Annotated in this window: 14 protein-coding genes; 10 read left to right on the top strand and 4 right to left on the bottom strand. The window is 48.8% G+C overall.

The window, feature by feature from the left end; translation table 11 throughout:
- Positions 1 to 110: 110 nt before the first annotated feature.
- Positions 111 to 812 carry an SDR family oxidoreductase gene (locus tag AS151_RS12720; protein ID WP_071517440.1) on the top strand — a complete coding sequence of 234 codons (702 nt, stop codon included), beginning with the start codon at positions 111 to 113 and terminating at the stop codon, positions 810 to 812.
- Between the two features lie 69 nt (positions 813 to 881).
- Positions 882 to 1,991, top strand: coding sequence for a 4-hydroxyphenylpyruvate dioxygenase (hppD, locus tag AS151_RS12715; protein WP_071517439.1), 1,110 nt, complete (start codon positions 882 to 884; stop codon positions 1,989 to 1,991).
- A 34-nt stretch (positions 1,992 to 2,025) separates the two neighbouring features.
- Here hppD and AS151_RS12710 read toward each other — a convergent pair whose 3' ends face one another.
- Positions 2,026 to 2,799, bottom strand: a complete 774-nt coding sequence (locus AS151_RS12710) for a hypothetical protein (RefSeq protein ID WP_071517438.1) — start codon at positions 2,797 to 2,799, stop codon at positions 2,026 to 2,028.
- A 204-nt stretch (positions 2,800 to 3,003) separates the two neighbouring features.
- Here AS151_RS12710 and AS151_RS12705 point away from each other — a divergent pair, with 204 nt between their 5' ends.
- The gene (locus AS151_RS12705; RefSeq protein WP_071517437.1) at positions 3,004 to 3,834 is read left to right on the top strand and encodes an FkbM family methyltransferase; all 831 of its coding nucleotides are present in this window, start codon (positions 3,004 to 3,006) and stop codon (positions 3,832 to 3,834) included.
- A gap of 20 nt (positions 3,835 to 3,854) precedes the next feature.
- Here AS151_RS12705 and AS151_RS12700 read toward each other — a convergent pair whose 3' ends face one another.
- Positions 3,855 to 4,838 carry a GntR family transcriptional regulator gene (locus tag AS151_RS12700; RefSeq protein ID WP_071517436.1) on the bottom strand — a complete coding sequence of 328 codons (984 nt, stop codon included), beginning with the start codon at positions 4,836 to 4,838 and terminating at the stop codon, positions 3,855 to 3,857.
- Positions 4,839 to 5,104: 266 nt separating this feature from the next.
- On the opposite strand from AS151_RS12700, the gene AS151_RS12695 reads away from it, so the two are divergent.
- Together AS151_RS12695 and AS151_RS12690 are read left to right on the top strand one after the other, a co-directional pair.
- The gene (locus AS151_RS12695; protein ID WP_071517435.1) at positions 5,105 to 7,756 is read left to right on the top strand and encodes a C39 family peptidase; all 2,652 of its coding nucleotides are present in this window, start codon (positions 5,105 to 5,107) and stop codon (positions 7,754 to 7,756) included.
- 39 nt (positions 7,757 to 7,795) lie between these two features.
- Positions 7,796 to 9,205: an IctB family putative bicarbonate transporter gene (locus tag AS151_RS12690; RefSeq protein ID WP_071517434.1), complete on the top strand. Its 1,410-nt coding sequence runs from the start codon at positions 7,796 to 7,798 to the stop codon at positions 9,203 to 9,205.
- Positions 9,206 to 9,811: 606 nt separating this feature from the next.
- On the opposite strand, the gene AS151_RS12680 is transcribed toward AS151_RS12690, so the two are convergent.
- Complete coding sequence (locus AS151_RS12680) at positions 9,812 to 11,197, bottom strand: N-acetylmuramoyl-L-alanine amidase (RefSeq protein ID WP_071517432.1); 1,386 nt, start codon at positions 11,195 to 11,197, stop codon at positions 9,812 to 9,814.
- Positions 11,198 to 11,314: 117 nt separating this feature from the next.
- Here AS151_RS12680 and AS151_RS12675 point away from each other — a divergent pair, with 117 nt between their 5' ends.
- From AS151_RS12675 to AS151_RS12655, 5 genes are all read left to right on the top strand, one after another.
- On the top strand, positions 11,315 to 13,261 hold the full coding sequence (locus AS151_RS12675; RefSeq protein ID WP_071517431.1) for a S9 family peptidase: 1,947 nt from the start codon (positions 11,315 to 11,317) through the stop codon (positions 13,259 to 13,261).
- A 47-nt stretch (positions 13,262 to 13,308) separates the two neighbouring features.
- Positions 13,309 to 14,646, top strand: coding sequence for an amidohydrolase (locus AS151_RS12670; protein ID WP_071517430.1), 1,338 nt, complete (start codon positions 13,309 to 13,311; stop codon positions 14,644 to 14,646).
- A 391-nt stretch (positions 14,647 to 15,037) separates the two neighbouring features.
- On the top strand, positions 15,038 to 21,031 hold the full coding sequence (locus AS151_RS12665; RefSeq protein ID WP_071517429.1) for a hybrid sensor histidine kinase/response regulator: 5,994 nt from the start codon (positions 15,038 to 15,040) through the stop codon (positions 21,029 to 21,031).
- A 168-nt stretch (positions 21,032 to 21,199) separates the two neighbouring features.
- On the top strand, positions 21,200 to 22,063 hold the full coding sequence (locus AS151_RS22155; RefSeq protein ID WP_071517428.1) for a hypothetical protein: 864 nt from the start codon (positions 21,200 to 21,202) through the stop codon (positions 22,061 to 22,063).
- Positions 22,064 to 22,101: 38 nt separating this feature from the next.
- A complete protein-coding gene (locus AS151_RS12655; protein ID WP_071517427.1) occupies positions 22,102 to 22,422 on the top strand; it encodes a multidrug efflux SMR transporter in 321 nt (106 codons plus the stop codon).
- On the opposite strand, the gene AS151_RS22545 is transcribed toward AS151_RS12655, so the two are convergent.
- On the bottom strand, positions 22,406 to 22,807 hold a 402-nt coding region (locus AS151_RS22545), incomplete at its 5' end, for a hypothetical protein (RefSeq protein WP_211517589.1). The two genes, AS151_RS12655 and AS151_RS22545, sit on opposite strands and share 17 nt — an antisense overlap.

The following is a 22,807-nucleotide window of genomic DNA, read 5'->3' as shown; positions in this document are numbered from 1 at the left end:
CCAACCCCCAACCCCCCATACTCCCATGCTCGGCCGCTCCCATACCCTACCTTGGTAACTACGGCAAAATTCTCCTATCATGGAAGAGACGTAAAGAAATGTAAATAAACATGCAAGGCAAAGTAGCGATTGTGGTAGGGGCTACCGGTGGCATTGGTTCGTCGGTTAGCCGGAAACTGGCGGATGCTGGGGCAAATGTGGTTCTCAGTGCCAGAAACAACAACAAACTCGACGAACTGGCTAGCGAAATTCCCAACAGCTTGCCCGTTGCTGCCGATATCACCGACCCGCAGCAGGTGGAAAGCATGGTACAAAAAGCCGCAGAACAGTTTGGGCAAATTGACATTTTGGTCAACGCTGCGGGGGCTGGCATTTTGAAACAGTGGGTGAAACTGACCCCTGAGGATTTGGATGCCATGTTGGATGTCAACCTCAAAGGGAGTTTCTATACGAGCCAAGCGGCTGCTAAAGTAATGAGAGGGCGCAAATCCGGACATATTTGCAATATAACCGGCATTTTGGGCAAACATTCCATGGCAATGGGCAGTGCCTACTGTGCTTCCAAATTTGGTGCTGTGGGTTTTAGCAAATGTATGGCGGAAGAGTTGCGCCGCTTTGGGATTAAATTTACGTTATTTTATTTCGGTGGCGTGGATTCTCCTTTCTGGGATAATGTCGGTTTGAAGGTAGACCGTTCCCAAATGTTAAGTACGGAAACGGCGGCAAATGCGATTATGTATGCCTTGTCTGCGGAACCACAAGCTGTTCCCATGGAAATCAACATCCAGCCAGACAGTCATTTATTCTTCTAATCCATTGCCAGTATACAATTAACTGTTTAGGATGCTAGCGCACTCAAACGATCGCAACCAGCGAGGTTTATGGATATTGGCTACGTACACTTTTACGTCAAGGATGCGGTTTTCTGGCGGCAATGGTTCCAACGCCGGATGGCATGGCGTTGGCTGGATAGTATTGCCAACCAATATACCCATACGGAACTGTTGCACAGCGGTGCGGTGTTCGTTGTCTTTTCCATGCCCAAAACACAGGCAAGTTCGATTTTTCGTTCTTTGCAGCAATTTCCGCCAGGGGTGGCTGATGTGGCGTTTCAGGTGCGAGATTTGGATGCCTTATTGGCAAAGGCGGTGGCAGCGGGTGCTAGATTATTGCAACCCCAGCAAAGCTCTGGCGGTTGGAAATGGGCAAAACTCGCTGGTTGGGGTCGTTTGACCCATACGGTGATGGAAAGGTTGTCTCGGCCGGAAAAATCGGTACAATGGGTGGAGGATGGCGATCGCTTGCAACCGTTTGTCGATCGAGAGGCGATAAGCGATCGCGATTTTCAGGAAATTTCCATTGAAGCCATCGACCATGCGGTGTTAAATGTTCCCGTGGGAGAGTTACAGGCAGCGGTGGATTGGTATTGCGAAATTTTCGGATTTCAACCCCGGCAAAACTTTAACATTCGCACCCAAAAATCGGGATTGTCCAGTCAAGTTTTAACCCATCCCCTGGGAAACGTACAACTGCCGGTCAACGAACCCACCTCGGCAAATTCTCAGATTCAAGAGTTTTTAAATTACAATCGCGGTGCTGGCATCCAGCATATTGCTTTGAAAAGCAACAATATTTTGGCATCGGTTGCCCAAATGCGACGCAACGGGATTTCGTTTTTATCGGTTCCCGATAGCTATTACGAACAATTAAAAGCTGGTTGCGATGGTTTGATTTCCCCGCAGGAATTTGCCCGGATTCAAGAACAAGAAATTTTGGTAGATTGGAAGCAAGATGAAATAGCAATAGCAAATCAAAATTATCGGGAAATTCCTTTGTTGTTGCAGACGTTCACCAAACCCATTTTTGAGGAACCAACGTTCTTTTTTGAAGTTATCGAAAGGCGATCGCAAGCCAGGGGATTTGGAGAAGGGAATTTTAAAGCTTTATTTGAAGCGATCGAGCGGGAACAGCAGAAGCGCGGTACAATTTAGAGGAGGGAACTTCACGGGAAAATGTTGCCAATTGCTAACTTTCCTTGATAAAGCGAATAATTTCTCGCACATTACCAAGAAAACGGGAATCTTCCGAAAGCTGCGCGATCGCATTTTTGGCATCTTGAGAAAGGCGTTCGTGTTCCGACTGGTTGCGCGTGCGTAACGTTTCCAAGGCAGAACCCAAATTCGTGAGGTCGTTGCGGGTGGCTTGTAGCTGTCGTTGCTGGGTCGCTGCCCAAGAATTGGGATTTTTGGTATTGAGTTGCTGTTGCAGCCGTTCCACTTGCTTTTGCATTTGGTTGACGCGATCGCGCAGTTCGACGATATCCTGGCGAGGATGGGTCAATTCCTGTTGAATAGAAAACAGGCGCGTGGCAATATACTCATAGGTGCGAATGGCCGGTCGCAACAAAGTTAGCAACAAAGCGGCGATGGAACCAATGTAACCAATAGCGCTCACATTAAAAGCTGCTAACAAATACAAGGCAAGCGCAGAAACCAAATGCAATCCCAAAGCGACCCACAAAGCACGTTTTGCCAGCATTTGCACGTAGGATAGCTGGGGTTCTGCCACCGAAATTCCCCGGTCTTGGGATTGTTGGGCATCTGCCATGACTTCTTGAGAGCGAAAATAAATATTCCAAGGAACCGTCACCACCACCAACAGCCACCAAAAACTGGCACCACCAATCACCCAATCTAAGAAATTTCCTACGGGAATCTCCAACCAATTCAAAACGGCAAAGGCAACCAGCAAGGTCACCACCAATCCAGCACTAAAATTACCAAAAAAGCGAACTGACATTTGCTTTTCTCCAAAAACGTCTATTTGCCTCTATTTTCGATAGCTGCTGCCAGGGTTGGCGATATTGAATGTGACAGTTGTTAAACTGGAAATTAGAGGCACTGGAAGATAGCGAAGGTAGTATAATCGAGAAATCCCAAAAAATCATTGTGTTTTAGAAAGGGTATTACTATTATAGAAACCAGCTTTCTTGGAGAAAATTACATGCACGTCGAGCCATGTTGTCAAGCTCTACTAAATCATTTTTTACCAAAGCTCGATCCCAAACGCTCTGGCATTTGTATTGATGTTGGTGTTGGTACTTTTGCATTTTACTGCGAAAAGTTTGCTCGATTGGGATTTCAAACTTGGGTTGTGGAACCACTGCCAGTTCGACAACTTCGTTCTCGGTGTCAGCAACACCAAATATCGCTAATCGAGGCATGCCTTTCAGATAGGGATGGCAGGCAACCTCTTTATATGGGCAAGTTTGCCGGCCAAGCAAATTCTAACTTTAGTTCCCTATCCGCTGATTGGTTTGGCTCTTCTTCTACCACAAAAATTGTAGAAACTCTGAGTCTGCCAAGTTTATTTGCTCGAATCCAAAGTAAAGAACTAACTTGTCTCAAAATGGATGTTGAAGGCTGGGAATCTACGATTATTGCTCAGCTCTCGGATTTACCGCGATCGCTTTTACCGAAGGTTATCATGTTTGAGTACGGTGGCGGTAGCAATCGACAAACAGGCAATCGCGGTTGGTCATCCAAATACATCCAAGGAACCATGCAATGTCTTGATGTTTTAAAAAGCTGTGGTTATGGAACCAGTATTTTAGTGGATATGGTTTCTCGCAGCCAAGAGCGAGTTTTTCACTTACAGAAAGATCGTTTGACCCCCGACTCTATTTTTTATGAGAATGCCGTTTATGGTAATATAATTAGCTTTCTGGATTTTGAAGAGTCTCTCGATGAAATCAGCGAAATCTGCCGCCCATATTACAACAATACTTTCATTTTTTGGATAGAAACGAAGGTGCAAGCAATTTTTCAACTCTAATTGCAGAGTTTGCTGCTTGCTCATGCCAATCCCAACTCCCGTTTCAAGCTTTTCATAGACTCGCTGCTAATATAATTTTCGCAACCAATAATTTCGGGAATGCGAATCATTTCGCTGCGATTGGCAGCTAGGGCAGTTTTGACTTCATCGTAACTAGCGCGATCGCATATAATCAAATCAGCGCCGCGTACCACGGCATTCAACTTATAAGCATCTTCCGTTTGAGCAAACATGGGCAGCAAATCGTCCCCGCGCAAGCTGTGCAAAATCACTTCCGCCGCCCGCAAAATCCCAGAACTAAGACTCACCAAACCCAAACGGGTATTTTCCGGCAGAGAGAGCACCAACTCCGTCTCTTTTGCATAATCATATACATCCACAGGAATCACCCTTACAGACTTAGGCGAAGCAATTTCCTCCGCAGCGGCTACAAAATAGCGGCTGGTAACCACCGTACTAGAGGCAGTCTGGTCGAGGGCAGATTCTAACTCTTCCAAGGGAACAACTTGTACGGGAATGGCAAGGGTTTTTTGCACTTCTTGCCCCATTAACTGCCCAACGCCGATATCCTGGGAAGGTGCTGTTACCAAAACCCGGGCACTGCAACGCAAGCGCCAGTCAATTTCTGCCAGAAACAACTCCCGGGCATCCTGTAGGGAACAACCTTGTTCCAACAGTTGGTCTAAACTGTCTTTAATGGTATCGTAAGCATGGGGATGCTTTTGCAGTAGGGGCGAATGGGGTCTGGTACCGCCTTCACGCCCCAAATCGCGCACGTAAATTCCCGAACCAGCTTGAGACTCCACCAATCCCAACTCTTCCAATTGGCGATATACTTTATTGACCGTATTGCGATGCAATCCCGTTTGCATGGCAAGTGCCCTGGTACTGGGAAGGCGGTGGTTGGGGGGAAATTGCCGAGATGCGATCGCAAAACGAATTTGGTTAAACAGTTGGTTGGAGGCAGGAATTTCGCTGTCAGGCTGAATTTGGAATTTAACCATAAGTGCGGCAGTAGCAATAGCAAGAGGCAATGGCAACTTTACATCAAGGGAGATACTCCCTAGTGTAGGACCAATTGCTGCGATCGCAACCATTTCTCTGAGAAGATTTTCAATTGAGAGAAAATTGTACTTAACCGATAGTTTTTCTCTAGGATTGGGGGTAGGATTGACAATATCTCTTTTTTCCCAAAAATGACGCTGTCACCTATCTGGTTCTAACCCAACCCTGGTAAATTTCGTTGCTCGTTCCATAGCCCAAACCCCATATGCTGAATTCTACCAGCAACAACCAACCCCTAACCTACACCAGTCCCAAAGAGGTTCTGGTCAAGCATCCCACTGCCCTCAACGGTACCTTTGACCCCCAACGCATTGCTAAGATTGCTCTGATAGCTGAAGACAAATACGACCTCCCCGTCAGCTTGAACCAGGAAAACGGGATTTGGCAAGTATCTCTAGAATCAGGTTTTAGCCAAGCTGGCATTCGCTGGTTGCGTTTGAAAGGTTTCGACGGCAACGGGGAATTGGTCAGCAGCCAGCGGGTTTTTGTGACCGTCAGCAGCAAACCCATGATTGAGGGAGATTCCATAGAAATCAAAATTTTGCGGGAAACCTATTTCAAAGCTGCCCCCATTTCTTCAGAAAATCTCAAAAGCCAAGAGAAGGCAAGAGTAAAAACGTCGCAAGGGTTTACAGCAACTCGCTACGGCTTCATCAAAAACCATCTCAAAGTAGAACTCAAAAACGGTGCTTTTGGTTATTTTTACGAACCCCACATTCATTTAACCAAAAATGGAGAAATTTTACACTTCCAGCTCAAAAATTTGCCTAAGACGCCACCGGGATTTTGGCAGATTTGGATTGCCCACGCCACCAAAATTAAAGCCACTCCAGAACCTTCCGAACAACTTTTGGACCAGCAAAAGCAAGATTTGCTCTTTGGGGAACATTTTTTCGTAACCGGATATGCCTGCGTGGAAGGACATTTTCGGGTAACGCTTTCCAAAGGGTTGCCCGATTTCGGCAAGATTGGCTACTTGTATGCGCCCCACATCCGATTGTTGCAAAATGGCGAGTTGGTTCCATTTGACCCCAATGCCGTCAACGTTCATATTTTAAAAACAACTGCTTTTAAGAAGAAACCACAACCGGCGGCGGAACTAGCTACATCCGAGAAAACCACGCTGACGGAAGGCATGGTTTATGGGGTAGTGGGCTATACTTGGGTGAAAGGTCACTTGAAAGTGTCTTTTAGCGAGAATTTACCGGATTTTGGCAATACGGGTTATTTATATCCGGATTTTATCGAACTGCGCCAAGGAGGTAAAACCATTCAAGCGGGTTCGGGGTTGAGTTATAGCGAACCCAAATATGCGATCGCAGGTGAAAAAACGGTTTTACAAGGAAAATTTGCACCCAATACGATTGGCAAAATTTCGGTTTTGGCAGAAAATAAATATTCGCTGCCGGTAACCCTCAATCCTAACAATGGGGTTTGGCAGGTGGTATTGGAGAAAGGATTTCAGCAGGCGGGGTTGCGGTGGTTGAACTTGCGGGGATTTAGTAGTAACGGCGCGTTGGTGGATAGCCAGCTGGTTTACATCACGGTTAGCGCCGAACCCCTCAGCGGTGGCACCGATTTAAAGCTCACTATCAAACGGGATACAATTTTTAAAATGACGCCAGCGGATTCCGGGGCGCTCAATTCCCAACAAAGAGCTAAGATAGGGGGAAATCAAACCTTGGCTGTCAAACAGTATGGATTTGTAGACGGTCATTTGAAAGTATTGTTGGCAACGCCAATTGCACCGGTGGGTGAGTTTGGTTATTTCTTTGAAGACCATGTCAATTTGTATCGCGGTTCGCAACAGCTAGCTTTTGAAGTGGAAGATGTACCTACAGTGGAAGGGCAAGCCCAGTTGTTGGTCGAGAAAACAACATTTTTCAAAGCCCAACCTAAAGATGCGGCTTTGTTGCCAGGGAATCAAAAAACCAAAATTGCTTTGGGAACGGTTTTGGAAATTACGGGATATGCTTCCACGCAAGGACATTTTCGGGTAACATTGGCAGAATCTATGGGAGAATTGGGGAATGTGGGCTATTTGTATTGGCGTCACGTTACTATTAAAAAAGGCGATCGCGTCATTGGATACGACCCAGAAGCCTTAACCGCCACCATCCGCCAAACCACAGCGTTTAAAAAACGACCGACCGATTCCAGCCAACTGTCGAGTTCCGAGAAAGTAACCTTGCCTACCGGTCGGGTGTACGGCGTTAGCAGCTACGCCATCGAAGACAACCACCTGAAAGCGGCAATGACTGAAGAATTTGAAAATTTCGGCAATACAGGGTATTTGTTCCCCGACCACGTGTTGATGCGTCGCGGCGGCAAGTCATTTGACCCGTTTCCCGACCAGTTGGAAATCGACGTTCCCTATTTTTCCCAAGTAGACAACCCCCGCTATTCCTGGTCTACCTGCAACGTGACCACCTTGGCAATGGTATTTTATTATTACGGCGTGCGATCGCAATCCGGAGGGCAGTTAGAAGACGAACTGCTACAATGGTGCATCAATTACGCCGGCTACGGGTCTTGGACCTCTCACAACGTTCTTTCCAACCTCATCCAAGCCTACGATTTTCAAACCAGTTTTAGTACCAGTCGCAACTGGTCGGAGGTAATGAACGAACTGGTCAACCGACGACCGGTTCCCATTGCTGGCGATTTTACGGCCAGCGGCCATATTCTCTGCATTATCGGGTACAATCAGTCAGGCTACATTGTCAACGACCCCTGGGGAGATGCATTAACCGGGTATTCCGACGTATACGGCGCTCGGTTGTTGTATCTTTATGGTTATATGGATGAAGTCTGCGGTCCCGATGGCAATGTTTGGGCGCATTTTATTCGTCCTTAGTTTATTTGTTCCCTGCAAAACCAAGTTTCAATCGCAATTATGGTACGTTCTGTTTGGCAACCACTGACTCTATCCCAAATTCCCTGCCAGCAATGGCAGCGTCAAAGCATCGTTTTTCGTTTGACCAACGGTCCTCTAGCTGCTTGGCGTCAGGGTAGCTGGCTGATGCAGTGGGCAGAACCCTTGGGCGCGTTATTGGTTAGTTTGGTTTTTGTCGTAGGACCGTTGGTATCAACCTCACTTATTGGGATTTTGTTACTTGCCTGTGCCGGATTTTGGGCGATATTAACGGTTACGGAAGACTGGCGGCACCCCCAAGCCATTCTCACCCCCATTCATTTGCTGGTCTTGCTGTATTGGGCAATTTCTACGGTGGCTATGGCTTTGTCGCCGGTGCGGGAAGCGGCGTTTACGGGATGGGTAGAGCTGACTTTGTACCTGTTGCTGTTTGCTTTGGCGGCTAAGTTATTGCGATCGCATATTGGCAGAAGAGTCCAAGATGCGTTTGTGGGCGTTTACTTGCATATTTCCCTAATGGTCAGTGCCTATGGCATCCGTCAGTGGTACTTTGGGGCAGACCCCCTGGCAACTTGGACCGACCCAGAATCGACTGCTGCTGAAATTACCAGGGTGTACAGCGTTTTGGGCAATCCCAATTTGCTGGCTGGCTATTTAATTCCGGCGGTGGCGTTGAGTATGGGGGCGATTTTTGCCTGGCGTCGCCTCACTTGTAAGGCGCTGGCGGTGGGGATGTTTGTGGTGAATTCGGTGTGTTTGATTCTCACCTACAGTCGCGGTGGTTGGATTGGGTTTTTGGCGGCTGGTTTTGTGTTTGTACTGATGCTGGTCTATTGGTGGACCCCCAAATTGCCGCAGAAGTGGCGTATTTTTGCCATACCAGGGGTTTTGGGTGCCAGTGCGGCGGTGGTGGTGCTGGCGGTGTTGTTTGTAGACCCCATTCGCGATCGCGCTATGAGTATTTTTGCGGGTCGGGAAGACAGCAGCAACAATTTCCGCATGAATGTGTGGGCGGCGGTTGTGGAGATGATACGCGATCGCCCTATCCTAGGAATCGGACCGGGCAATGATGCTTTTAACCAGGTATATCCTCTATACATGCGTCCCAACTACAGTGCTTTGAGTGCCTATTCGGTATTTTTAGAAGTGGCTGTGGAAACGGGATTTATCGGTTTGGCATCGTTTTTGTGGTTTCTGCTGGTCAGTTTTGCCGGTGGCTGGCGGCAAGTCTGTGCCCTGCGTGACAATAGGAATTCTCAGGGATATTGGCTGATGGCGGCGCTGGCGGCTATGGTAGGCTTGATGGTACATGGTTTGGTGGATACGGTGTGGTATCGTCCCCAAATCAATACGGTATGGTGGTTGTGTGTCGCGATCGCTGCTAGTTATCTGCCAATTCGTGCAATGGAAGATGGAAAAGTAGAAACCTAACTGGCTGCCATGGGCTGGTTTTGGGGATACCTGACGCGATCGCGATTGGGAAATTGTTATTTGCTATCCGCATAACTGGTTGTTGGAGAAAAATAGATCAACCCGACGGCGATATTCTAGAGGGGATGGCAAGAGATAGGGTTGAGTTTTGTCGAACCAATTGCAGAAACAGTTCTGCTTTTAAAATTTCAATCAAACCCTCAAATTTGACCGCCAGCTTGTCAAGAGCTAGTTGATAGGTATTCTCAATTATTTTACGGATTTGCGTTTTTTGACCCCTTTTGGTAGGATAATCGTAATTTCTAGAATCAAGGCGTCGTATATCTAATTTCGCCAAATTCCCCGTTTGAAACGCTCTATTCCCCATTCTCTCGTTGGTAGAAAGCGCAATCGCAGCGATCGCACTCAATCTCATTGAAGAAATTTTGGGGAAAAACGGAGGGCAAATTTGACAGATTTCCCATTTTTGGGATAGAATGGTAGGTTATTTATTTTTTATCCTAACAGAGGGGGGCTGCTACCAATTCCGAAATTTGACCCCAACTTCTCAAAACCAAGGAAAAGCGATCGCGCCAGACTCAGTATGCCCCCAAACTCCCCATCACCTCACATCAACCCCGCCGACTCATACAACCGACGCACCAACGACATAATCTTACGCCCGTACTCCTTATCCGCCGTCCAACGACCGCTCAACTGGGGAACCAGCGGGGCAATTCCCCGACTCACAAACCGAAACCTGGGGTCTACCACCTCTTGTACCAACGGTTCCGTACTGGCATAAGCCTTCAAATGCTGGATTTGTGCCCTCACCCCCAAACGGGCACTGGAAAACGAAGCACTGCCCTGCGCCGAACTAATATCACCCAAATCGGCAAAATTATTTTGTGTCGGCTCAATATCGCCCCCAAAACGTAAGAAATCCGTCTCCAAACACATTTGACAAAAAGCAATATCGTAATTGACCCCTTCCACAGTGGCTTCCTCGCGGTATAACTTGGCAATATCCGGATAGTCATCTAAGACATTTTGATTGTTTGACTTGAGAAACATCATTAACTGCACTTCCGTCGTATTGCCCTGACGCATAATTCGGTCCATTTGGCCGGGACAAAGATTTAAAATCGATCGCAAAATCACCGTGCGGGTATCGTTATCCCAACCCACCGAGACATTGTACTCCCGCAAATCCACCGCGCGGACGTAGACGATACTCTTGTAGTTCATGCGGCGCAACTCCTGCGCTTGGGCAGCATCGATACCAAAACTATCCACCAACTCCACCGGTACGTAAGCATTGCCATTGACAATAATCCCCTGTTCGCCGTAATTCTGACCGTTAAGATTGATACCAATGCTGGGATATTCTTCCTGAGGCGTGGGAGTAGGGGTCGGCGATGGCGTCGGCGTCGGAGTGGGGGTAGGTAAAGAAGTTCCCCGCAACCAAGCGGCCAATCCATCAGCAATCCCCAACGCAAAATCCCGACGGCGGTTTTGCAATAGCGATCGCTGTTGGGGATTGGTCAAAAACGCCACTTCCAAATACACCGACGGCGTGATAATCCAGCGGCAAAACGCCAATTTTCCCGTACCGCTTTCCGTATCCGGTTTTGCCCCTCTAGAGGTTAGTTGGGGAACCCGCCGCTGCAAAGCCATCAGCATCAGTTCGGCGTGTTTGCGACGTTGGTCGTTGTTGGCAATGTAAAACGCCGTTGCCCCCTTAGCATCGGGATTGGAAGAAGAATTGGCATGCAACTCCAGGGCAATATCCCCAGCACGGGTACGCAGGTTGATCCAGTCCACAGTTTGCACTAAACTCAGATCGTCAGGAACCGACAAAACTTCCAAATCCCGCGATCGCAACTCCGAGACCACCATATCCCGCAAGCGAATCATTTCCTGTGCTTCGGTGGTATCCCCGGCAACCACCCCCGGGTCGCGTTTGCCATCTTCAAAACCGCCATGTCCTGCCGATAGAAAAATTCTACCCATACATCCTCCTAGAATTTGCCGAAAATCGACGCAATTTGCCCAACTTTATACTATAGACAATACGCCAATCGACAGCCCATACAACAGCTTAGTGGTTCGCTTATCTGGTAGAAAAGTATGAATTTAGCAAAAACAGCCGCCTACGGAACCTGGAAATCCCCCATTACCTCCGATTTCATCGTTACCGGTAGCCTGCGTTTGGCAGCATCCGTTCTCGATGGCGAGGATATTTATTGGGTAGAAGGCAGACCGGCGGAAAAAGGGCGCAATGTCATTATGTGTCGCCGGCGCGATGGTACCACCCAAGAACTCACCCCGCCAGAATTTAACCTCCGTACCCGCGTTCACGAATACGGCGGTGGTGCATTTACCGTCGCCGATGGGGTTATCTATTTTGTCAATTTTGCCGACCAAGCGATTTATCGGCAAACCGCCGATGCTGCCCCACAACAGCTTACACTAGCAGAAGAACCCGGCCTCCTACGATATGCCGATTTTAGCGTCGATCGCGATCGCAATCGTTTAATTGCCGTTTGCGAAGACAACCGCGGCGAAGGGGAACCCACCAACACCATTGTCAGCATTTCCCTAGATGGCAATACCACCGGGGAGGTTTTGGTGTCTGGGGAAGATTTCTACGCCAACCCCCGCATTAGCCCCGACGGCAGCCAGTTATGTTGGATTAGCTGGAACCATCCCAATATGCCCTGGGATAGTACCCAACTATGGGTTGCCCCCATCAACAGCGATGGGTCGTTAGGGGAGAAAACCTGTGTTGCCGGGGAAAAACAGGAAGAATCCATTTTTCAGCCGGAATGGTCCCCCGATGGTATCTTGTATTGGGTCAGCGATCGCAGCAACTGGTGGAATCTTTACCGCCAAGAAAATGGTACCATCGAACCCGTATTTCCCATGACGGCAGAATTTGGATTGCCCCTGTGGGTTTTTGGCATGAGAACCTACGATTTTGCCAGTTCCCACCGCATCTTGTGTACCTATACCCAAAAGGGATTGTGGTATCTGGCGAGTTTGAACCTAGAACGCAAAACCCTCACCCCGATTTCCACAGAATATACCAATTTTACCGGCATTCGCGCCCACGGCGATCGCTTGGTGGCCCTGGCTGGTTCTCCCACGCAAGCAACAGCGTTGGTGGAAATCGATGCCAATAGCGGCGCAACTACAGTGATTCGCCGTTCCAATGGAGTACAAATCGAACCGGGATACCTTTCCCAACCCCAATCCATTGCCTTTCCCACTGCGGATGGCGCCACCGCCTACGGCATTTTTTACCCACCGCAAAATCAAGACTACCAAGGTCCGGAAAACGAAAAACCACCGCTGATTGTCAAAAGTCACGGCGGTCCCACAGGGGCTACCAGCAGCAGTTTAAGCTTGCGCGTGCAATATTGGACCAGTCGCGGGTTTGGCTTTTTGGATGTGAACTATCGCGGCAGTACGGGATACGGTCGCGAATACCGCCACAGCTTGCACGGGAAATGGGGAGTTGCCGATGTGGACGATTGCGCCCATGGTGCAAAATACTTAGCCAAGCAAGGTTGGGTGGATGAAAATCGCTTGATTATTACTGGTAGCAGTGCTGGTGGCTATACAACTCTCAGCGCGTTGACCTTCCGGGATGATTTTTGTGCTGGTGCCAGTTACTACGGCGTGAGCGATTTGGAAGCGTTGGTCCGGGAGACCCATAAGTTTGAATCCCGCTATTTGGACCGTTTGGTGGGACCGTATCCCGACCAACAGGAACTTTACCAGCAACGATCGCCCATTCACGCTTGCGATCGCCTATCTTGTCCGGTTATCTTTTTCCAAGGGTTGGAAGATAAAATTGTCCCCCCCAACCAAGCGGAAATGATGGTGAATGCCTTGCGCGATCGCGGTTTGCCTGTGGCTTACGTGGCATTTGAGGGAGAACAGCACGGATTCCGCCAAGCAGATAATATCAAACGCGCTTTGGAAGCAGAACTGTATTTCTATGCCCGCGTGTTTGGCTTCTCTCCCGCTGACGACATCGAACCGGTGGAAATTTACAATATGGATGTATAGAAATGCATTTTTGGTAGAATTTTAGGGGTGTTTCTGGTTTTTTGAGCATGGCCAAGCTTTTAATCTCAGGAGGTGCGATCGCGACCAACGATGACCGGCAAACGGTTATCGATCGGGGTTATGTTATCGTAGAAGACCAGTGGATTGTGGCAGTAGGCAGTGGTTCTCCACCAACCGATACCTACGACCGCACCCTGGATGCTACGGGCATGTTGGTGATTCCTGGTTTAATCAACGCCCATACTCACTTGTGTATGGTATACGGGCGTTCTTTAGGTAGCGATCGCGCTTTGCTGCACTGGCTTTCCGATGCCCAAGTGCCCCTGATGCGGGCGTTTGAACTGCCAGATTATGCCCTGAGTATGGAATTGGGGGCGATTGAAAATATCAAAGCCGGAAACACCACCCTCTGCGAAATCTTTTTTAGTCCTCACTACGACCAAGGGGCAGATGAGGTAGCGGTGGAAAGTTTGGCGCGTACGGGCATTCGCACCTTTTTCTTCCGTGGCAGTAACGACGAATCCTTCTTTGATGGATTCGTGGAAAATCGCCAGGATATTCTTCGTCGCAGCAAAAACCTCATTCGTAAATGGCACCCTTCCCATCGCATCCAGATTGGTGTTGGTCCGTTGGTGCCTTGGGGGTCCACAGCCGAAGCTTTTATGGATGCGGTGGCTCTCTCCCAAGCGGAAAATGTTTTGATTCACTTACACACTTCAGAAACGCCGGCATACAACCAATTGGTACGCCAGCGAACCGGGAAAAGCAACGTAGAAATGCTGGCGGATGTGGGAGCACTAAGCGATCGCGTCATGCTCAACCACTGCGTTCATTTAAGCGATCGCGACATTCAACTCATCGCCGAGGGAAGAGCCTCCGTCATCCACGACCCCACCAGCAACATGATTTTGGCTTCCGGCGTTGCCCCCATTCCCCAACTGCAGCAAGCCGGCATTCCCCTGGGCTTGGCTTGTGACGGCCCGGCATGCAACAATACCCAGGATATGTTCCAAACCATGAAAGATGCCGCTTTGTTGCAAAAGGTCACCACCCGCCAGGCAGATGCTCTCATTGCCCCACAAGTATTTTCCATGGCCACCAGAGGAAACGCCCAAGCTTTGGGGATGGGGAACTGTTTGGGCGCAGTTCAAACAGGTTTTCTCGCCGATTTGACACTCGTCAATCTGCAATCACCTCACTTAACCCCAGCCCACGACCCCATTGCCACCTTGGTTTACTCGGCGCGGGGGGCCGATGTGAGTGCAGTAGTGGTTGGCGGCCGCGTGGTGATGGAAAATCGAATTTTGCAAACGGTTTGCGAGGCAGATATTCTAGAGAAAGCCCAACAGAGAACCAAAGCAGTGCGGCAGAAAGCCAATTTGTAGGCAAAAGCTGAGCTGGGAAAACACGCCCTAAGCAAGGAAACATGCTGGTCTTCTAGGGGAACTGGTAATCGATCTTCAAAAAAATTCCGTGTTTGTGCGGTTCCCTTTTGATGCTCATTTGGTTAAACTAAGAAGGTGGAGCAACGTTGCTATATTGTGCATCCACTTCATCTCGCCCAAAACCGAGCAGACAGGCAATCTTTGCTAACCAGTTGCAATTATATCTCAATTTTTCTAGCAAAAATAGCTAAAATGGGGCAAATTTTTAAGTAAAGCTATGAAGCAAGCCATCGATTATAGCAACTAGAGGATTGAAAGCTTGATGGGGAGGCCCAGAAGCGGCAAACAGTTCTAGCAAATAGCTTAAAAATGGGGACGAACAGCAATCGACATGTCTAGTTTACCATACGAACGAGCGGAAGTTCTCCACGAAACCGATAGTACCATTTTGTATCGCGGTTACCGTCACACTGATGGCGAACCGGTGACGATCAAATTGCTGAAAGCGGGGGCAGCGTCGCTATCGGAATTGGAAAGCCTCAAACACGAATACAATCTCCTACAAGGGAAAACCATTCCCGGTATTATTCACCCTTACGAACTAGCAAGCAGCGAAGCCGGTTTGGCACTGGTTTTGGAAGGGTTTATCGGAAAATCCCTCCAGGATTATGTTAGCGAAAGGCATTTGGCGTTGGCAGAATTTTTCGCGATCGCCACGCAACTCACCGATGCCTTGGCAGCCTTACACCACCACCATATCGTTCACCGGGATGTCAAACCCGCCAATATCATCATCCATCCCGAAACCCAACAAGTAAGGCTCACTGACTTTAGCATGGCCGTATCGGTAACGCCGGGAAAAACCTATACCGCCAATGCTGACTCGATCGAAGGAACCTTAGCTTATATGGCCCCAGAACAAACCGGTCGCGTCAACCGCCCCATCGACCACCGCGCCGATTTGTACTCCCTGGGAGTCACTTTCTACGAACTGCTGGCAGGGGAACTTCCCTTTCCCCAAACCGAGGCAATGGAACTGATTCACAGCCACATCGCCAAACGCGCCCTTCCCCTCAGCCAGGTCCGCCCCCACCTACCATCTATCCTCTCACACATTACCGACAAACTCCTCGCCAAACGCGCCAAAAACCGCTACCAAAGCGCCCACGGCTTGAAATTAGACCTGCAAACCTGCTGGCAACACTGGCAGCAAAGCGGCGATATCCCAGAATTTGCGATCGCCCAACAAGACGTATCCGGCAGCCTGCAGCTGCCCCACCAACTCTTCGGTCGCGAAGCCGAAACCCGCACCTTACAAGACGCTCTACAGTGTGTTTGCCAGGGAAGCAGCAAACTAGTTTTGGTCAGCGGCTATTCCGGTATCGGCAAGTCAGCTCTAGTGGAATCCTTGCGCGAACCCACATTACAGCAAGGGGGATATTACATCAGCGGCAAATTCGACCAGTTCCAGCGGGATATCCCTTATGCTGCCTTCATTCAAGCTTTTCAAGACCTGGTGCGTCAAATTCTCGCTCAACCTCAAGAACAACTAGAAACTTGGAATCAAAAGCTAAAAAAAGCCCTAGGCAGCAACGGTCAAGTCATCATCGATGCCATCGGCGAAGTGGAATATATCATCGGCAAGCAACCCCCAGTTCCCACCCTCAGCCCCGCGGAAACCCAGAACCGCTTTCAGTTGGTCTTCAAACAGTTTGTCAGCGTATTCGCCCAACCAGAAACCCCCTTAACCATTTTTCTGGATGACTTGCAGTGGGCAGATGCCGGATCGCTGAAACTCCTGCAACTGCTTGCCAGCGACATGGATAGCCGCTATTTGCTGCTGGTGGGTGCCTATCGCGACAACGAAGTCAGCCCCACCCATCCACTAACGCGCGTAGTAGAAAAAATTGCCCAAAGACGCCAAATCGTTCGCGTTCCCGTAGGCAATTTGCAAATCGCCCACGTGGAAGAATTGCTCGCTACCATGTTGGATGCCCCCAACTCAGCCACGGAATCAGCGTATCGCGAACTGGCGGAACTATTGCATGCCAAAACCCAGGGCAATCCCTTCTACCTGCACCAGCTCATTCAAGCCTTGTACCAGCAAAACTTACTGGCATTTAACTTTAGCAAAGGTTGCTGGCAGTGGGATATTGTCCACATTCAAGCGGTGGGAATTTCCGATATTGGCATTGTAGAATTAATGGTGCGTCGGGTCCACCAATTGCCCCATAGTACCCAGGAAATTTTAAAACTAGCCGCTTGTATTGGTACTTGCTTTGATTTGGATATTTTAAGCGTGGTCTGCCAGAAATCCGTGCAAACCGCTGCCCGGGATTTGTGGTATGCCATCGAAGAAGGCTTGGTTTTGCCCGCCAACAACGCCCCCAGCCAGACCAGCAACGGCAATACCGCTACTTTGGTGGGTGGTGGTGACGGTCAAGGATCGAGCTACCGATTTTTGCACGATCGCGTGCAGCAGGCAGCTTATTCGTTAATTCCCGAACCGCAAAAACGCAATACGCACCTGCAAATTGGTAGATTGTTAAAACAGAATATCACCCGCGATCGCTTGGAAGGGCAAATTTTTGATATTGTCAACCAATTAATTTGTGGGGTCGATCTAATCGAAGATCTTGAAGAACGCTGCGAACTGGCGCAACTCAACCTGATTGCCATTCGCAAAGCCAAAGCCGCCACCGCCTACGAAACAGCTCACCGCTACCTCAATGTAGCATTGCAGCTGCTGCCAGAAAACGCTTGGCAAGAAAATTATCAACTTACCTTGGATTTGTATCTGGAAGGGGTAGAAGTTGAATCGATCAACAACGAAAGCGATCGCGCCCAGTACCTTGCTCAAGATATTCGTCGAAACGCCAAAGACCTACTCGACCTAATCAAAGTTTACGAAATCGAGGTACAATACCTGATTTCCCAAAACCAAATGGGAGAAGCCATCGACCTCGCCTTAGAAGCCCTCTCCCTGTTAGGCATTTCCCTTCCCCAAGACCCCCAACAGCTAGCAACCGCCACCGAACAGCTTTCAGTAGAACTTTCCCCGTGGCGAGGCGACAAAATTGGCGAACTGGAAAACCTCCCCACCATGAGTGACCCCTATCGCTACGCCGCCTTGCGGATGCTGGTCACCGTCACGCCGCCGGTGTTCATTGGTCGCCCCAGCTTGTTCCCTATTGTCGCCCTTTCCATGGTGGATTTGTGCGTCAAAGGAGGTAATTCCGACTTAGCTGCCTATGCCTACGTGGAATATAGCTTGCTGTTTGTGGGTGTCGGCGGCGATGTGGCATCGGGATATCAGTTCGGTCGTTTGGCACTGTTGCTGTTAGAAAAATACCACGCCACCGGCGTCAAAGGGCAAGTTTATTTAGTCTTTAATTTCTTCGTTCGTCACTGGAAAGAACACATTCGTTCTACCATCGACCCCCTATTGGAAGCCTGGCAAAGTAGTTTGGAAGTTGGCGATGTGGAATATGCTTGCTATGCCGCTTGCTTTTACTGCGGCTATTTGTTTTTAAGCGGCGAAAATTTAGATACGGTCAGGCAAAAACACGCCCAATATCTGGAATTTCTGCAAAAATTCCAGCGGGAATTTCAATATTTTTACGCCAAAATTTGGTACCAACTGACCTTGAAATTGCAGGGAGAAACCGCCGAGATTTCCGCCAGCTTGAGTAGCGAAGATTTCAACGAAGACGATATGGCGATTTTCCTCCAGGAAAGCAACAACCACATGTCGGTGTTTTCCCTGTATTTGGCACAGACCATTCTGGCGTATATTATGAAAGATTATCGCCGGGCTGTGGTGTGGGCAGAACGGGGTATGGGTTACGAAAATATTTTGGTGGGCATGATGCATGTTGCCCAAATCAATTTTTACTATTCTTTGGCACTATTGGGAGAGTATCCCACCCAGCAAGCCCAGGTTCCCCAAGAAATTCTCGAGCTGGTGGAGAATAACCAACAAAAGCTCCGCAATTGGTGCGAACACAGTCGCAGCAACTACCAGCATAAATTTCATTTGGTGGAAGCAGAAAAAGCCCGGGTATTGGGGAATTATTTAGAGGCGATGGAATACTACGATCGCGCCATTGCCGGGGCAAGGGAACAAAATTTTATAAACGAAGAAGCGATCGCATACGAACGGGCAGGAGAATTTTATCTAGACTTGGGCAGGCAAGAAATTGCCCAAACGTATCTCAACAAAACCCATTTTTGCTATTGCTGTTGGGGGGCAACCGCCAAGGTCAAAGATTTGGAATCGCGATATCCCCAATTTTGGTTGCGTCAAAATGGCGATGCCCGCAAAAATCGTTCCCTACACCGCCATACTAGTTCCACCACTGGTGCCAATTCCAAACTACTGGATGTCACCGCCACTATCGATGCTTCCCAAGCCCTATCGGAAGAAATCGTTCTCGATCGATTGCTGCAGAAATTGATGAACATTGCCATCGCTAATTCCGGGGCGCAGAAAGGGATATTTTTAAGTTTGGAAAACGAACGCTGGCTGGTGGAAATTCAAGGGAGTTTGCAGGAGAATGAAATTAAAATGCAGCGATCGCTTTGTTTTTTGGCAGAACAGCAAAACGACATTCTGGCGATCGCAGCAGCCAACTACGTACAGCGTACCAGAAAATATCTTGCCATCGAAGATGCTACCCAAGACGAACGCCTCGCCAGCGATCCTTACGTGGTTACCTACCAGCCGCGATCGATTTTATGCATGCCCATTATCCACCGCGGCAAGCTAACCGGTATTTTATATTTAGAAAACCACGATGTCGCCGGGGTCTTTTCCCGCGATCGCATTGCCACTTTACAAGTCTTAACCTCGCAAATTTCCATCTCCCTAGAAAACGCCCGCCTCTACCAACAGCTAGAAGAATATTCCCGCAATTTAGAACGCAAAGTTGAAGCACGCACCGCCGAACTAGAAGTTGCCAAAGAACAAGCCGACGCCGCCAACCAAGCCAAAAGCGAGTTTTTGACCAACATGAGTCACGAACTCAGAACCCCCCTCAACGGGATTTTGGGATACGCCCAAATTTTAGAAAATACCGAACAATACCAACCCACCGTTCGCCAACACGCCCGAATCATCAACGAATGCGGTTCCCACCTGCTGACCCTCATCAACGACATTCTCGATCTGTCGAAAGTAGAAGCCCACAAACTTACCCTTGCCCCCGGGGAATGCCACTTATCTGCCTTTATCAACGGGGTGGTAGAAATGTGTCGCATCAAAGCCCAACAAAAACATATCGACCTATTTTACCAAAGCCATCCGGATTTGCCAGCCGCAGTGCGAGTAGATGAGAAACGACTGCGACAAGTTTTGGTGAACTTGTTGGGCAACGCCGTGAAGTTTACGCAAGCAGGAACCGTGACTTTGACCCTTTTTCTGTTAGAAACATCAGAAACCGCGGAATCTAGCCAAGCAACAATTCGCTTTCAAATCGAAGATACGGGAACCGGCATTTCCCCAGAAGCGATCGAACAAATCTTCCAACCCTTTGAACAAGTGGGAGAATCGCACCAAAAAGCCCAAGGAACCGGGTTGGGATTGCCTTTAAGCCAAAAAATTGTCGAAATGATGGATAGTAGCATCCATGTAGAAAGTCAGGTGGGTGTTGGCAGCCGCTTTTGGTTCGACCTCACCTTGCCGGTCTTGCCACCGGAAAATACCACCACCCCCACCTTAGAATTAAGCCATATCGTCGGATACGAAGGGAAAACCAAGCGATTGCTGGTGGTTGACGACCGTTGGGAAAATTGTGCCGTGTTTTCCAACTTGCTGAGTAGTTTGGGGTTTGAAGTATGGGAAGCACACAGTGGGGAGAGTGGCTGGCAGTATGCCCAGCAATTTTCGCCTCATTTGATTGTAGTGGATTTGTTCGAACTGGAATTTGACGGATTTGCTTTCCTAGCCAAAATTCGCCAAGACCCACAGTTAGCTGGCATTCCCGTTATTGTTTCTTCTGCTAGTGTATCCCAAAGCGATCGCGCCCGGAGTATGGAAGCAGGGGCTAGCGATTTTCTCCCCAAACCCGTCGTGCTTTCGCAATTGCTGCAACAGTTGCAAGAACACCTGCACTTGCAATGGATTTACAAAGAGAAAGCAGCAGCCGAACCCACACCTGCAGCCACAGAAAGCGAAGCCATAACCATGCCTCCCCTACAAGAACTTGCCAATTTGACTGACTTGGCGCGTCGGGGAAGTCTCAAACGAGTGCAAAAACAAGTGGAAGCATTGCAGCGACAGGATCCGGATTTGGCGGTCTTTGCTCGGAAAGTGGTAGAATTCTGCAACAACTTCCAGGAACAGGCGTTGTTGGCGTTTTTGGAATCTTGCCAAAACCGGGGATAATCCCCAGCAAAGCTCCGATTTTCGGGGTTTGCCAACTTCTACAACCCAAAGCGGGTCTCCTTTAGACGGTGTTCCCGACTTCCGGTTGCAGCCAACCATGGCTACACTTAAAAAAACGCCAAAAAACAACCAACCATAGAAAACGCCCAGGAGAAAATCGTAGGAACAATGACAGAAGTGACCAAAACTTCAGAAACCACAGGATTCCCAGAAAATCCCGAGTCTCAATCCTCGCAATCATCGCCAGAAAACCACCAACCCGGTGAAACCACCCAAACGCAAACCTCGCCAGAAACCCATCCATCTCAGGAGACACCCGTAACTTCCGAAACCGGCGAATCTCAAGAGACATCCGCAGACAAACCCCACATCCAAGAACCAGCGAAAATCAACCAATTTCGCTCTACTGGGGTGATTGTGGCTGCCTGGCGACCCAGCGAAGAAGACAGCCGCCGGGGTTTTCTGGTAACCCCCGATGGGTATGAGTTTCCCACATTTATCGCCAGCCCTTGGTGGCGACCCAAAGCCGCCAACCACAATGTCACCCTGCCTTGGAATGTGTGGGTGAAGACTACACCAGAGAATGGTTTGCGGTTTGAGTTGAAGGGGTATCTTTACAAACAACACGAGACGGAAAAATCCATTGCTTCTCCCGAAGAGTTAGAACGCGATCGTTTTTCCCTGCGCGGTCAGTTAAAATTTTGGAATACGGAAGAGGGAACCTTTGCCCTCACCATCCATCCCAACAAAGACGCCACTCGCAAATTCAAGCCTTTTTTCCTGCTAATTCAAGGGCAAATCGAAAATCCCAAAAAAGGTGCTTTTTGGGAAGTAGAAGCCACCCGCGAAGGTGACAAGTTGGTGGCGGTGGAGTCAAAAGAAGTGCTGCCCCCGCAGAAGAAAAAGAAAGGCAAACCCAAAGGCAAACCCAAAGGCAAATTCAAGGGCAAACCCAAACCCAAACCCAAACCCAAATCCCAGCAATCCAGCGAAAGCCCTTCGCCCTCTCCTTCACCCTCTCCCAGCGAATAGGGGATTCGTTCCACAGGTTGTACGAATGTAGGAAGTACATGCACTGGCTGTATTTAATTTTAGCGATCGCGTTAGAAGTCTGTGGCACCACCGCCATGAAATTTTCCCAAGGCTTCACGAAAGCCTTGCCCTCCCTATTGCTGTTCGTTTTTTACGGACTGGCTTTTACTTTGTTAACTCTGGCTTTAAAAAAAATAGAACTTAGCGTTGCTTATGCGATGTGGTCGGGATTGGGGACAGCACTGATTGCAATCGTGGGAATTTACTGGTTCCAAGAATCCATGACCTTGGTTAAGTTTCTTTCTCTGGTCGCGATCGTTGCTGGGGTCGTGGGGTTAAATGCTACCTCATCTCCCTAATCCCAGGATATTGCAGTTTTTGATAAAATTTTATCGAATCGATATGGATACGAACGCTGGTTGGTGCTGCTATGGGTAATGCAAGGGAAAGAGCTTTGGCAAAGATTCGAGCAGCCAAAGAGAAAAGATTAACAGAATTAGATTTCAATAACCATGAAAATAAGGAAAAATTAGCAGAAATTCCACCAGAAGTTTTTGGACTGGAATGGTTGGAAGGGTTAGATTTGAGCAGCAACCAGCTAACAGAAATACCGGAACCCATTACCCGCCTTTCCAAAACTGGCAACAAAGCAAGCCCCCCAGTAGGGTGGGCAATGCCCACCCTACAAATTTTATCATATTTCCTAGATTTGACCATTACAGAAAAATAGCGCGATCGCTTATA

Origin of the sequence: Geitlerinema sp. PCC 9228 (assembly GCF_001870905.1) — a bacterium.
GTDB lineage: Bacteria > Cyanobacteriota > Cyanobacteriia > Cyanobacteriales > PCC-9228 > PCC-9228.
The sequence above is the reverse complement of the archived record's forward strand: the minus strand, read 5'-3'. Positions and strand labels throughout refer to the sequence as shown.